The sequence below is a fragment of the Luteibacter sp. P1_D3 genome, from assembly GCF_056406135.1.
On sequence record NZ_JBFUAT010000006.1, the window covers coordinates 147828 to 162023 of the forward strand.

Annotated in this window: 9 protein-coding genes; 5 read left to right on the forward strand and 4 right to left on the reverse strand. The window is 66.0% G+C overall.

The features are described from left to right. Window positions 1-47: 47 nt before the first annotated feature. The 3 genes from AC1DYM_RS06460 to pbpC all read left to right on the forward strand — a co-directional run bounded on the left by AC1DYM_RS06460 (window position 48) and on the right by pbpC (window position 8642). Window positions 48-1190, forward strand: coding sequence for an acyltransferase family protein (locus tag AC1DYM_RS06460; protein ID WP_477337085.1), 1143 nt, complete (start codon window positions 48-50; stop codon window positions 1188-1190). A gap of 115 nt (window positions 1191-1305) precedes the next feature. Continuing rightward, window positions 1306-6285, forward strand: a complete 4980-nt coding sequence (locus AC1DYM_RS06465; protein ID WP_477337087.1) for an alpha-2-macroglobulin family protein — start codon at window positions 1306-1308, stop codon at window positions 6283-6285. A gap of 41 nt (window positions 6286-6326) precedes the next feature. Further along, window positions 6327-8642 (forward strand): penicillin-binding protein 1C, encoded by a 2316-nt coding sequence (gene pbpC / locus AC1DYM_RS06470; RefSeq protein WP_477337113.1) that lies wholly within the window; start codon window positions 6327-6329, stop codon window positions 8640-8642. A gap of 79 nt (window positions 8643-8721) precedes the next feature. Here pbpC and grxD read toward each other — a convergent pair whose 3' ends face one another. From grxD to AC1DYM_RS06490, 4 genes are all read right to left on the reverse strand, one after another. Continuing rightward, a complete protein-coding gene (gene grxD, locus AC1DYM_RS06475) occupies window positions 8722-9645 on the reverse strand; it encodes a Grx4 family monothiol glutaredoxin (RefSeq protein WP_477337089.1) in 924 nt (307 codons plus the stop codon). A gap of 71 nt (window positions 9646-9716) precedes the next feature. Further along, window positions 9717-10586 carry a UDP-2,3-diacylglucosamine diphosphatase gene (locus AC1DYM_RS06480; RefSeq protein WP_477337091.1) on the reverse strand — a complete coding sequence of 290 codons (870 nt, stop codon included), beginning with the start codon at window positions 10584-10586 and terminating at the stop codon, window positions 9717-9719. A gap of 225 nt (window positions 10587-10811) precedes the next feature. Further along, window positions 10812-11426: an SGNH/GDSL hydrolase family protein gene (locus AC1DYM_RS06485; protein ID WP_477337093.1), complete on the reverse strand. Its 615-nt coding sequence runs from the start codon at window positions 11424-11426 to the stop codon at window positions 10812-10814. 3 nt (window positions 11427-11429) lie between these two features. Continuing rightward, the gene (locus tag AC1DYM_RS06490; RefSeq protein ID WP_477337095.1) at window positions 11430-12674 is read right to left on the reverse strand and encodes an aminotransferase class I/II-fold pyridoxal phosphate-dependent enzyme; all 1245 of its coding nucleotides are present in this window, start codon (window positions 12672-12674) and stop codon (window positions 11430-11432) included. A 119-nt stretch (window positions 12675-12793) separates the two neighbouring features. Here AC1DYM_RS06490 and rsgA point away from each other — a divergent pair, with 119 nt between their 5' ends. After that, window positions 12794-13849, forward strand: coding sequence for a ribosome small subunit-dependent GTPase A (gene rsgA, locus AC1DYM_RS06495; RefSeq protein WP_477337097.1), 1056 nt, complete (start codon window positions 12794-12796; stop codon window positions 13847-13849). An 83-nt stretch (window positions 13850-13932) separates the two neighbouring features. Beyond that, a partial coding sequence (locus AC1DYM_RS06500) for a hypothetical protein (protein WP_477337099.1) occupies window positions 13933-14196 on the forward strand: 264 nt, incomplete at its 3' end.

The following is a 14196-nucleotide window of genomic DNA, read 5'->3' on the forward strand; positions in this document are numbered from 1 at the left end:
CCCGGCGCTCCCGCACATTCACGCTCAGCCCCAAGCAAGGAACGCGCATGACCCGTCTACCCGGACTCGACACGCTGCGCGCCGTCGCCATCGCGTGGGTGCTCCTGTTCCATAGCTACCTCATCGGTGGCCTGGGTGACGGCTACGGTCTGCTGCAGTGGTCCGGGTGGATGGGCGTGGACCTCTTCTTCGTGCTCAGCGGTTACCTGATTGGCACGCAGGTCCTGAAGTCCTTGTCCCGGACCGGCACGCTCGACTTTCCCGCGTTCTACGCGCGCCGCTTCGTGCGTATCCTGCCGGCCTTCTTCGTCGTGCTGGCGCTCTACAAGCTGTGGGCAGCGTGGCCCGAGACGCCGGGCATGCAGCCGCTGTGGCAGTTCCTCACCTTCACGTTCAACCTCCAGTACGACAACGGCGACAACTATGCGTTCTCGCACGTGTGGTCGCTTTGCGTCGAGGAACACTTCTATCTCGTCTTCCCCTTCCTCGCTTTCGCGCTGACGCGCAAACCGGCCGCGTGGAAATTCGCCACGGTGGCGGTGGTCGTTGTCGTGGGTGGTGTCCTGCTACGTGCCTGGTTGTGGACTCACTTCGTGGGCCCGAATGACAGCCCGGTCGGTGGTCCCGCCGACGAAAGGGGAACGAGGTATCTGCGTTATCTGTACTACCCGACCTGGGCGCGACTGGACGGTCTCGTTGCCGGTGTCGCGCTGGCGGCCTGCGGTGTCTACCGTCCCGCGTGGTTCGCCTGGATCCGCGCCCGTGTGAACCTGCTGCTGGCGCTCGGCGGCGCGCTGCTTGCCGCGTCCATCGTGCTCTTCGACAACGCACGCGCCGATTTCTGGCCCTGCGTCGTCGGTTATCCGTTGGTCGCCCTGGCGATGATGGCCTTCGTCGCTGCCGGTAGCGGCGGAACGTGGTTCGCACGTCTGAAGATTCCCGGCGCCGGCTGGCTGGCATCGGCGTCGTACAGCATCTATCTCAGCCACAAGGGCGTGTTCATGCTGGTGCAGGCAGCGCTCGTCGGCCGGCCGGTGGAGCATGGCCCGTTGCGCTTCGGCATCTACGTGGTGGCGACGTTGGTGGGCGGCGCGGTCCTCCACTACGCCGTGGAGCGGCCGTTCCTGCGTTGGCGCGATCGCCGATCGCAAGCGACGGGGACGGCGACCCTGCCGACCGCCACCGCCTGATCCCGCCCCGGCCGGAGAGGGACGGCGGGTGCCGCGGCACCCCGGTCGTGCCCGTTTGCCGCCTCGAAATCGCCACGAGGTCATGCGACACTTTGCCCACTCACAGGGAACCAACATGTCGAACCATAGGAAGGTCCGCCGTATCGGCGGCATCGTTGTTGTGTGCGGTCTGCTGTCCATCGTTAGCCTCTTGAGCGCCTGTCGGCACGACGAGGGAGATAAACCTGCCCTGCAGGGGGCCGCCCCGGCCGCGGCCAAGGGCGGCAAACAGGATTTCGGTGTGGCCTCGGCGAGCAGTCGTTTTCGCGACGGGCGCAGTGAGCTGGTGCTGACCTTCACGGCGCCGCTCGTGGATGCCCAGCCCTTCGACGAACGGATCGTCGTCACCGGCCCCAACGGAGGGGGCGTTACCGGCAGCTGGACGCTCGACAGCGATCGGAAGACGCTAAGTTTCCCGTTCGTCATGGCGAATATCCACTACGCCGTGACGGTGAAGACGAGCCTTCTGGCCGCGGACGGTCGCACGTTGGCGGCCGACCAGCGGCACGATGTCTTCTCCGGCGACCTCCCGGCTGCCGTGGGCTTCGCTTCCAAGGGCAGTGTGCTGCCGGCACGCGGTACACGCGGTCTGCCGATCGTTTCGATGAACGTCCAAGACGCAAGTATCGAGTTCTTCCGGATCAAGGACGACCAGCTCTCGAAGCTGTTCTGCACGTATTCGGTGGGAAAGCGGCAGGAGAGCTACGAGCTCGACTTCGAACCGACCAGCTATCGCACCTGTAACGCGGGCACCAGCAGCCCGATGCCGCTGACCGACATCGGGCAGTCGGTGTATGCCAACCATTACACGTTGCCTGGCGAGAAGAACGCGCGCTCGGTGAGTTTCATCCCCGTGCAGGACATTCCCCAGCTGAAGGAGCCCGGTGTTTACATGGCGGTCCTTCGGCGCGGCGGCTCGTTCAGTGACGCCTATGACACGTCGATCTTCTTCGTCAGCGACCTCGGCCTGCACCTGCGCGTCTACAAGGACAACGCATTGCTCCATGTCGCCTCGCTCAAGGATGGCTCACCGGTCAGCGGTGTCCAGGTCGAGATCGATGGTGAGGGTGGGAAGGCTACGCTTTCAGCGACCACGGATGACAAGGGTAACGCCCTGCTTGCCTACAAAGTCGATGTCAACGATGTGCTCGTCGCGCGTCATGGCAGTGACGTGTCCGTGCTTCCGTTCAATCGACCGGCGCTGGACGTCTCCAACTTCGAGGTGACGGGTCGACGCCAGGCGCCGTTCGAAGTGTATGCCTGGTCTGGTCGCGATCTCTATCGTCCGGGTGAAGACATGCGCGTCTCCGCCTTGCTGCGCGACTACGACGGCAAGCCGATGAAGCAGCAGACGCTGTACGTGCGACTCAAGCAGCCTGACGGCCGGGCGCTGGTCGATACCAAGATCGAGCCCGGCGAACTCAACTACTACGAGCTGAAGCAGACCATTCCCGCCGACGCCCCGACCGGTCTGTGGCAGTTGGAGTTCCGGCTCGATCCGGCCGGCAAGGAGTCCGTGCAGGCCTTTCCTTTCCATGTCGAAGAATTTCTTCCCGAACGCCTGAAGGTGGCCCTCACCAGTCCGCAGACGCACGTCGTGCCGGACGAGCCGCTGCGGCTCAAGGTGGAATCGAGCTACCTGTTCGGCGCCCCCGCGGCAGGCAATCGATTCACGGCGAAGCTCTTCGTCGCCCCGGAAGTGCACCCTGTGCCTGCCATGCAGGACACGTTCTTCGGTGACCCGCTGGTCGCTCCGCACAAAAGCGCCGACGACGTCGTCGACCAGCCCCTCGATGACAAGGGTCAGCTCGAGCAGGACATCGCCGTCCCCGATGACGTGAAGCCCATCAGCCCGATGAGTTTCGTGGTTTCCGGTAGCGTGTACGAGTCCGGTGGTCGCGCCGTCACGCGCGTCATGAACAAAGTCTATTGGCCGGCAGCGAACCTGGTCGGCGTGCGTCCCCTGTTCGATCCGAAGCAGGGCGCGCCGAGCGAGAGCAATGCGTCGTTCGAGATCGTCCGCGCGAACGCTGACGGCAAGCTGGTTGCGGGGCAGCATCTGAAAGTACGGCTGCAACGCGAGATACGCGAGTTCTACTGGTTGTACGAGCACGGTGACGATTGGAAGTCGAACGCCAATGTCAGCCTCGAGCTGATGGAAGAGCACGATGTCGATGTCGCCGCCGGCAAGAGCGTGAAGCTCGACCTCCCGGTCCTGTGGGGCGCGTATCGCCTGGAGGTGTTCGATCCGGAAACGAAACTGACGACGGTGTTCCCCTTCTTCGCCGGCTACAGCTGGGACGACGAAAACACGGGCAAGGAAGCGCGGCCGGACAAGGTCAAGGTGGCGCTGGACAAGGCACGCTACCGTGCCGGCGACACGATGAAGGTGACGATCACGCCGCCGCAGCCCGGTCCTGGCGTCCTCCTGGTGGAGTCGGATCATCTGCTCTACACCCGGAATATCGATGCGAAGGCCGGAGCGACGTTCGACATCCCGGTGACCGCCGAGTGGGAGCGCCACGACGTCCACGTGGTCGCGCTCGTGTTCCGCGGCGGTCAGGCCAGCGACAAGACGACGCCGGCGCGCGCCATGGGTATCGAGCACGTCACCATGGATCGCAACGACCGCCGCATCCCGCTGACGTTAAGCGTGCCGGCGACGATGCGTCCGGGCAATCCGCTGGACGTGACGGTGCAGGCGGCGGGGCTTGCCGGCAAGCGCGCCTTCGTGGCCGTAGCGGCCGTGGACCAGGGTGTACTCAACATCACGAACTACCCCGTGCCGGATGCCTGGGCGTGGATGTTCGCCAGGCGCGCGATGGTGATCGATGCGTACGACCTCTATAGCCGCGTTATCGAGGCGATGGACGGCGCCACGGCGAAGCTGCGCTACGGCGGCGACATGGGTGGCAAGGGCCTGCCCAAGGCCACGCGCCTGAATCCGAAGGTCAAGATCGTCGATCTCTTCGCCGGCCCAGTGGCTTTCGATGCCAGCGGCAAGGCCGTCGTGCATGTCGACGTGCCGGACTTCAATGGCAGCCTGCGCGTGTCGGCGCTCGCCTTCAGCGACGATCGTTTCGGCAACGCCGACGGCCAGGTTACCGTGCGTGCGCCGCTGGTAGTCGAACCAGGTACGCCACGGGTCATGGCCGGTGGCGACAAGGCACGGATCACGATCGATCTAAAGAACATGTCGGGCAAGGACGGTATCGCGAAGGTCACCGTGAAAGGCAGCGGTCTGATCCACGTCGACAACACCACGCAGTCGGCCACCCTGAAGAACGGTGCGGGCACGGTGCTGACCATGCCGGTCACCGCGGCCGCGGGTGTCGACGTGGCCAAGGTCGACATCCACGCCGAACTCAACGATTTCAGCGTGGATCGGCATTTCGAGTTTTCCGTCCGCAGTGCGTGGCCCGAGGAAGTGAAGTCGGTGCCGATGGCGATCGAAGGTGGCAAGGCGACGCGCCTGGATGGCTCGCTCGCCGCCGGCTTCGTGCCGTCGACCGTGCTCGGCCGCATCACGCTCAGCACGCTGCCGCCCCTGCCGTACGCCGCCGCGTTGAAGAGCTTGCTGACCTATGCCTACGGCTGCATCGAACAGACGACCAGCAAGGGCTACGCGGCGTTGTACATGGACCAGAAGACCGCAGCGATGCTCGGGACGACGGGCCTTAGCCCGGCGGCGCAGCGTTCCTCCGTTGACACGGCGCTGGCGCGCATCGCGTCCTTCCAGGCGAGCAACGGTCACTTCAGCTTCTGGGGTGGTACCAGCCCGATCGAAACCTTCATCACGCCTTACGTCATCGACTTCATGCTCGATGCACGCGAAGCGGGTTACGCCGTGCCGGACGACGTACTGCAGAAGGCCTTGCAACGCAGCAGTGACGATCTCCTCGCCGGTGGGCATCCTTACTACGGCTACGAGCACCACGACCATATGCGTCTCGCCGACGAGGCGTATGCCGGCTTCGTGCTCGCCCGCGTGAACAGGGCGCCGCTGGGTACGCTGCGCAATCTCTTCGACAACGACCGCAGCAAGCTCGTGGCTCCGCTGCCGCTGGTGCACCTGGGTATCGCGTTGAAGCTCATGGGTGACAACGAGCGGGCGCAGAAGGCCGTCGATGAAGCCTTCGCCTGGACGAAGGAGCGCCCGTGGTACGTCGGTGACTACGGTTCGGACCTCCGTGATCTCGGCACCATGGTTGCGCTGACCCACACGTACGGCATGGGTAAGCCGGAGTACGACGCCAAGCTGATCGACTGGGCGCGGAACGCGACGGCCAACGTACGTTCCATGCAGGCGAAAGTGCCGTATTACCACTGGTCGTGGTCGTACCTCAGCACGCAGGAGCAGGTCGCCATCGCACGCGTGGCCCACGTGTTCGGTGCCGCGGACAATCGTCCCCTGTCGGCGTCACTGCAAGTGGGCGCGACGAAGGAAGCGGTGCCCGGTGGCCGCTTCCTGTTCACCCGCGATGTCAACGCTGCCGAACTCGCTTCCGGCATCTCCGTTCAACCGGAAGGCGACGCGACGATCTTCGCGACGCTGGACGTGGCGGGCATTTCGCAGAAGGCGCCACCTGCCGATGACACGCAGATCGACGTCCGACGGGACTACTACACGACCGATGGGCAGGCCTGGTCCGGGGACTCGCTGAAAGAGGGCGATACCCTGATCGTGGAATTGCGGATCGAGGCACGCATGGACATGCCGGACGCCCTGGTCAGCGACCTCGTTCCCGGGGGCCTTGAGATCGAGAACCTCAACCTCGGTGGCGCGCAGCAGTGGAAGGGCGTGGTCGTCGACGGCATCAATCTGGACGAGCACGAGGGTGAGGCGGAAATCGTGCACGAGGAATATCGTGATGACCGTTATGCGGCCGCCCTGAAGCTGCGACGTGGCCAGGTCGCGCATGTGTTCTATCTGGTTCGCGCGGTGACACCGGGGACGTACGTGGTGCCGCCGCCGCTGGTGGAGGATATGTACCGCCCGGCTGTCCGCGGCATCGGCAAGACCACCCTGACGACGCTCACGGTGGGCGAGCCGTGACATCCGGAAAAGCCCGTCGATGGCGACGGGCTGTCCTGATCGTGCTGGGATCGGTCGTGCTCGCGGCGGTGCTGTTGGATCGCGTGTTCCCGCTGCGGTTGCCTGGCCCCGACGGGATCAGCAGTATCGTCGTCGCGCGTGACGGCACACCGTTGCGCGCTTTCGCCGATAGTGACGGCGTATGGCGTCAGCAGGTCACGGTGGCACAGGTGTCGCCGCTCTACCTCGATGCCCTGCTTACGTACGAGGATCGCTGGTTCTGGTGGCACCCGGGGTTCAATCCCTGGGCGCTGCTTCGCGGCGCGGCGGGTGGCGTGTGGCGAGGCCATGTCGTCTCGGGTGGCTCCACGCTGACCATGCAGGTGGCGCGGAGCATCAATCCGATCCCGCACACCTTTGCCGGAAAAATCGTGCAGGTCTTTCGGGCGATGCAGCTCGAAGCCCATCTGTCGAAGGCGCAGATCCTCGATCTGTACCTGACCCATGCGCCGTACGGCGGCCCCATCCAGGGTGTCGAAGCGGCTTCCTGGGCGTACCTGGGCAAACCTTCCAGCCGTCTGTCACATGCGGAAGCGGCGTTGCTCGCGGTGTTGCCGCAGTCGCCAAGCCGCTTGCGTCCCGATCGCCACGCTACGGCGGCACGGGAGGCGCGCGACAAGGTACTCCGGCGCATGCGCGACCTCGGACGGTGGAGCGATGCCGAGGTGCGCGATGCGGCGATCGAACCCGTGGTGGCCCGCTCGTTGCGCTCGCCGCTGGATGCCGCCCTGCTAGCCGAACGGCTGCACCAGCGCGAACCGCAGGCACGGCGCATCGTCACCACGGTCGACGCGCCGTTGCAGCGGGCGATCGAGGATCGCGTGAGCGACTACCTTTCCCGCCTTCCACCCCATACCTCGGCCGCCGTACTCGTCGTCGACAACGCGACGATGGAGGCGCGTGTCTACGTCGGCACGGCGGCGTTCGCCGATCCCCTCCGCTACGGTCATGTCGACATGGTTCGTGCGCAGCGCTCACCGGGCTCGACGCTCAAGCCGTTTCTTTACGGCCTGGCCCTCGATGATGGATTGATCGGCTCGGGCAGCCTTCTGGTGGATGCCCCTCAGGATTTCGGCGGCTATCGCCCGGGCAACTTCGACGAAGCCTTCCGTGGTCCGGTCAGCGTTGCCGATGCCTTGCAGTCGTCACTCAACGTGCCAGCCGTGGACGTTCTGGATCATGTGGGGGCGAATCGCTTCGTGGCGCGTCTCGCTGCAGGCGGTGTCGACCTGCACCTACCCGAGGGGGCGCAACCGAATCTCTCGGTCATCCTCGGCGGTGCCTCCGCGCGACTCGAAGAACTCGTCGGCGCGTACAGCGCGTTCGCCAACCGCGGCGTGGCCGCGCCGCCACGCTTCACCGCCACGGACCCCTACCAGCCGCGCCATCTGCTTTCGCCGGGGGCGGCGTGGATCGTGCGCGATATCCTGGCCAATAACCCGGCCGCCGTGGAGGGTGCGCCGTTGGAGGGCTCGGCCAGCGCGTCCGCGCCGCTGGCATGGAAGACCGGAACGAGTTACGGCTACCGTGACGCCTGGGCGATGGGTGTCACCGATGACTGGACGATCGGCGTGTGGATCGGTCGACCCGATGGCACACCGTCGCCCGGGCAATACGGTGCGGTGACGTCGCTGCCCTTGCTCTTCGCCGTCAATGGCATGTTGCCCGTGACCCGTGCAGGCACGCGCGCCACCCAGCCGGCAAGCGTCAGCAAGGTCGATATCTGCTGGCCGCTCGGGGGTACGGTCGCCGATACGCCGCCGGCACAGTGTCGCCAGCGGCACGCGAGCTGGATCCTGGGCAAGACCGTGCCGCCCACGTTCGCCGAACGTGGGATCACCGCCTGGGCAAGCGGGCGCATCGTGCTTCACGTCGACGACAAGGGGCACCGGCTCAGCGGTGGTTGCGGCGCTGCGAGTGCGCGTACCGTGACCGTGGCGCGGTGGCCTGCGTTGGCGACGCCATGGTTGTCGACGGACGATCTCAGCGCATCGACCCTGCCGCCGTTGGCGGCAGGATGCGCACCGGATTCTCTCGACGCAGCGAGCCCTATCCGCATCGCCGGCGTCGCCGATGGCGTGACGCTTCGCAAGCCACCTGACGTGACGAATCCCCTGCGCGTGACGGTCAATGCACTGGGCACCGTCGACGACGTGCAGTGGTTGCTCGATGGACGTCTGCAAGGCACGAGCACCGGCGCCAGGCCTATCCAGATCGCACTTCCGCAGCCCGGCGATCACCAGATCACGGCGGTGGCGCAGAACGGGCCGTTTGCCCGCATCACGCTGCATGTTTTGGGCGCGCGGGGCGCCCTGTAGGAGCCGGCTATGCCGGCGATGGCGCCGAGGTGACCTGGCTATCGCCGCTGAAGCGGCTCCCACACGGAGCTCTCCTGCATCAGTAACGCGGGACGGTCGGGTCTACTTCGCGCGACCACGCATCCATGCCGCCTTCGACGTTGAACAGCTGCGTGAAACCGTGCGCGGCGAAGCGCTCGGCGGCGGCGCGGCTGGAGACGCCGTGGTGGCAAATGAAGGCGATCGGCGCATCCTTAGGCAGCTGGGCCAGCGCTTCGTAGCCTTCCTCTTCGAGGATGCGCGCACCGGCGAGCGGAGCGGCGATGGCGCGGGCGTGAGCGGGGCGCACGTCGACGAGGGTGATGTCCCCGGCGGCGAGACGGTCCTTCAGCTGGTGAACGTTGAGCGTGCCGATCTCGACCGCGCCCGGGAATTTCAGGCTGAGGCCTTCACCCTGCACCGTGGTGACCCAGTCGATGACCACGCCCTTGGCGCGCGCGGCGCTGCCCGGATCGAAGTGCACTTCGATGCCGCTGGCGACCACGACGATGTCGAAATCGCCGGCGGGAGCGAGCTGGAAGCCCGCGCTATGGTCCGGTCCGATCTCGAGGTGCAGTGCCATGCCCTGGGCGTTGGCCATGCCACCGCGGATGGCTTCGGCGGCCTTCTCGGTGATGGTGATTTCCGGCGGCGTGCGATCCGGCGCGCTGGCGCCGAACAGGGTGTACAGCTCGCCGCTGGTGTACATCTGGCGGATGATGTCCGARCCGCCGAYSARTTCGCCYTTCACGTAGAGCTGCGGAATGGTCGGCCASTKGCYGWAYTCCTTGATGCCSTSGCGGATTTCCKSRTCTTCCAGCACGTTGACCGTGTGGTAGGTCGGGATGATGTCGTTGAGCGTGTTCGTCGCCGCGGCCGAGAAGCCGCACATCGGCTGCTGGCGCGTGCCCTTCATGAACAGCACGACGTCGTGCTGACCGAGGAGGGTTTCGATGCGCTCGCGGGTAGGTGTATCGAGGGCCATGGGGTCACCGCGGAAAGAAAGGGGGCCATTTTACCGGCATCCGTGGCACATGGGCCCCCCGACAGTCCGTTTCAACCCGCTAGTGACACTTCCGTGGTCAATTCGGTCAAATCGGCCCGGCAGTCGGCCAACGGCGCGAAGCCCCGCACGGCCTCGGGGGACGGCAACACCGTCTCACGGCTGGCGCGACCCAGATGGGTGCAGCGCTCGGTCCAGTGGATCAGCTCCATGGCGCCGCTCATATCCTCGACCAGGGCGGTGCAGTGCTCCACCCAGTCGCCGTCGTTCATGTACAGGATGCCGTCCAGTGAACGGATGTGGCCGAAGTGGATGTGGCCGCAGATATGTCCGTCGAAACCGCGTTCCCGGGCGTCTGAAGCCACCCGCTGCTCGTAGTCACGGATGTAGGCCAGGGCGGCACCCACATGCGACTTCAGGATGATCGAGAGCGGCATGTAGGGCAGTTCGAGTCGCTTGCGCACGGCGTGCACGCGCCGGTTCGCCCAGCAGATGAAGCGGTGCAGGTTGTCGCCGAGCCAGGCGATCCAGCTGCGCCCGATGTGTTCGGGGTCGTACTCGTCGCCGTGGCTGACCCGGTAGCGGCGGCCGTCGGCGCCCTCGTGAACCGCATCGAGCTCTACCCGGATGCCGGCGATGGTCGAGCCAGCGAGGCCGCGCATCTGGAAATCGTGGTTGCCCGGCAGGTAGATCACCTCGACGCCCTTCGCCGCCATCGCGATGAGCTCGGCGATCACGGCGCTATGGTCAGGATGCCACCAATGGCGCTTGGCGAGAGCCTCGAGATCGACGATGTCGCCGACCAGGTAAAGCCGCTCGCAATCGAGATGCTTGAGGAAGTCGAGCAGATAGGCGGCCTTGCAGTCCGGCGTGCCCAGATGCACGTCGGAAATGAAGGCGCTGCGGCAGGAGAGCTTGGCCATGACGTCGGTTTCCCGGGTTGTCCCGGGACGTCAGTGTCGGCCTGCGAAGTAACCGGGCCGTGGCGGGGGTGTTTCAGCGATGTTGCGGGGGAGAGGGATTCTGGCCGGTGCTGATGCACCGGATCGCCGATGAATCGGCTTCCACAAGGAGAAGGATGTGCCGGCTTTGTGTGGGAGCCATTCATCGGCGATGCTCTAGCTCGGTAGGAGCCGCTTCATCGGCGATCAGCGCCGAAGTTCCCTCACCGCCGCCTGCGCCTCCGGCAGGATCGCCTGCACCCACAGCGCATACTGCGCCGCCGACGGATGCAGCCCATCCTCCACCAGCATCTCCGGCTTCGCGCCTGCCGCTCGCGAGGCAGGCGTCACATCCGCCCAACGTGCATGCGCACGAATCGCCTCGTCGTGCGCGATGGCGTTGAAGGTGTCGATCTCGCTGCCGATCGCCGCACGGTCGCGGCCTTCGGCGAACGCGGTGACGCCCCAGTCGGGAATCGACACGACGACGACCCGCCGCGAATCGCCGGCCAGGGCGATCGCGCGGTGGAGCAGGGCGAGGAACTGGTCGCGATACTCGCTGGCGGAGCGGCCGCGGTACTGGTTGTTCACCCCGATCAGCAGGGTGACCAGGCCGAAGCTGCCACGCAGACCGGCCTCGTCCATCGCACCGGATAACTCGTCGGTGGTCCAGCCCGTGGTCGCGATGACGCGTGGGTCGCCCACCATGACGCCGCGCTCGCGCAAACGCGCCACCAGTTGTTCAGGCCAGCGGCCCTGGGCCGGCACGCCTTCACCGATGGTGTAGGAATCGCCGAGGGCGAGGAAGGTCGCTTCCGCCACGGGTCAGGCGACCGCGCTGGCGGCGGGCGTGGCTTCGTTGGCCATGCGGGTCAGCACGCGATCCATGCGTACGAAGACTTCCGCAAGCTGGGCCGGCTCGGGCAACAGGGTGAGTCGCAGATGACGGCTCGCCGAGAGGTTGAAGCTGGTGCCCGGCACGACAAGGACGCTTTCTTCTTCCAACAGACGCAGGGCGAACGCCGTGTCGTCGAAATGGGCGATGGCGTCCTGGCGGATCTGCGGGAACGCATAGATGGCACCGCCCGGTGCGACGACGTCGAGGAAGGGACTGGCGGCAACATGGTCGAGCACCGTCTGGCGTGCCTGGTACAGCCGGCCGCCGGGCGAGGTCAGTGCGCCGATGGTCGGTTTATCGAGCAAGGCGGGGCGTACCGCCCACTGGGCGGTCACGTTGGCGCACAGGCGCAGGGCGGCGAGCAGCTGCAGTGCGTCGCGATACTCGGCGGTGCGGCGGGGATCGCCGGAGAGGCTCATCCAGCCGACACGATAGCCGCAGGCGCGATGCACCTTGGAGAGCCCGCCGAAGCTGACGCAGGGGTGATCGCCGGCGATCGCCGCCAGGGGCTGGAATGGTGTGTCGTCGTAGAGGATCTCGTCGTAGATCTCGTCGCAGAGCAGCAGGAGACCGTGACGCCGGGCCACCTCGACGATGCGTTCCAGAAGGGCCTTCGGGTAGACCGCGCCGGTGGGATTGTTCGGGTTGATCAGCACGAGGGCGCGCGTGCGCGAGCCGATCAGCGACTCGATCTCGTCCGGATCGGGCAGATGCCCGTTCTCCGCCAGGCAGCGGTAGTAACGCGGGCTGCCGTCGTTGAGGATCGTTGCCGCACTCCAGAGCGGGTAATCCGGGCTGGGCAACAGTACCTCGTCGCCAGGCTGGAGCAGCGCGCGCAGGGAGATGTCGATGAGCTCGCTCACACCGTTGCCGATGAACACGCGCTCGACGTCGATACCGACCGATCCACGGGCTTTCTGCTGGGCGACGATGGCCTCGCGGGCCTCTTCCAGGCCCTGTTCGTGACCGTAGGCTTCGCTATCGGTCAGATGGGCACCGATCGCCTCACGCAGATGCGGCGGGGTGGCGAAGCCATAGCGGCCGGGGTTGCCGATATTGAGCTTGATGATCGGCTGGCCGGCCGCTTCCATGTCGCGGGCACGCCGGGTGAGGGCGCCGCGGATTTCGTAGCGCACTTCCGCCAGGTGCGCGCTGGGCTTGATCGAGGACACGTGCAGGACTTCCGGTGTATGCCGCCGGGCGCGTTCCCGACGGTCGTCATCGGATCGTAACAGCGTCCGTAAGGGCTCGCGAGGCGGAAAGCGGCCCGGAAGCGGGCATAATCACGGCCATGACCGACTCATCGGACCTGGCGCGCCTGCGCCGTATCGGCTGGCGCGACCCCGCCCTGCCCGACGATCCACGCCGCCTTGCCCGCGTCGTGGCGCAGCATCGCGCCGGCTACGAGGTTCACGACGGCTCGGTCGCGTTCAATGCGCAGCCGGCCGGCCACTTCCTGAAACGCGGGCTCGATCCCTCGTTGCGGCCCTCCGTGGGTGACTTCGTCCTCCTCGATCATGCCAATCATCCGGTCATCGAAGAGGTGTTGCCACGGCGTTCCGTCCTGACGCGTGCCGCGGCCGGCGAGCGCTACGAGCGCCAGATCATCGCCACCAACATCGACTATGTGCTGGTGATCACTGGTCTGGACGGCGACTTCAATCCGTCGCGTATCGAGCGCTACCTCACTCTCGTTGAAGGCTCCGGCGCCCGTCCGGTCGTGTTGTTGAGCAAGGCCGACACCGAGGTCGACGTCGAAGGGGCGGTCAATGCCCTGCGCGAGCGCCTTCCCGGCGATGCCGCGGTGCATGCGATCAATGCGAAGGATCCGGGCACCGTCGCTCTCCTGGCCGGGTACCTCGGGCCGGGCTCGAGCGCCGTTCTGGTCGGTTCGTCGGGCGCGGGTAAATCGACGCTCACCAATACGCTGCTGGGTGAGGAGCGCATGGCCACCGGCGCGGTGCGCACGCACGATAGCCGCGGCAGGCATACGACGACACACCGCGCGCTGCTGAGTTTGCCGACGGGCGGTTGCCTGATCGATACGCCGGGGATGCGTGAGCTGAAGCTGACTGGTGAGGAGAATCTCGACCTCTTCGCTGACATTGAAACTCTTTCGTCGCAGTGCCGTTTCGCCGATTGCGGCCACAGCAACGAGCCGGGCTGCGCCATCCAGGCGGCCCTGGCCTCGGGCGAACTCTCGCCGCAGCGCTGGCGCAACTACCTCAAGCTGCACGACGAACGCGAAGAGCAGGCCGCCACGCTGGAGGCACGCCTGAAGCGCAAGGCAGGTCCGAAGCCAGTTGCCAAGCCCAAACGCGGCGAGTGGCGTCGAGGCGACGGCTGACTCATCGAGCGACAGCCCCCGACATACGCGGCATACATCGATAACTAAGTTGCTTTCCTCATCGACGAAACGAGGAAGGCATCATGGCCATGTGTTCGTACGCGCGCGGCACGCTCGCCCTGGCATGGCTCGGCGTGCTCGTCGCGCCGGTGCAAGCCACCGACTATCCCTATACCGTCGTCGTCGATCCCGGCGAGGCATATTCGCTGGGCCGCGGCGACAGGATCACGATCGTCGGCCCCGGTGCCGGTCGTGCCATCGAAGTAAAGAAGCGCGCCTCGTTCGATGCCTACGATGTGGACATCGTCAATCGCAGCTCGGGCAATCGCACGCGCCATGCCTATGGC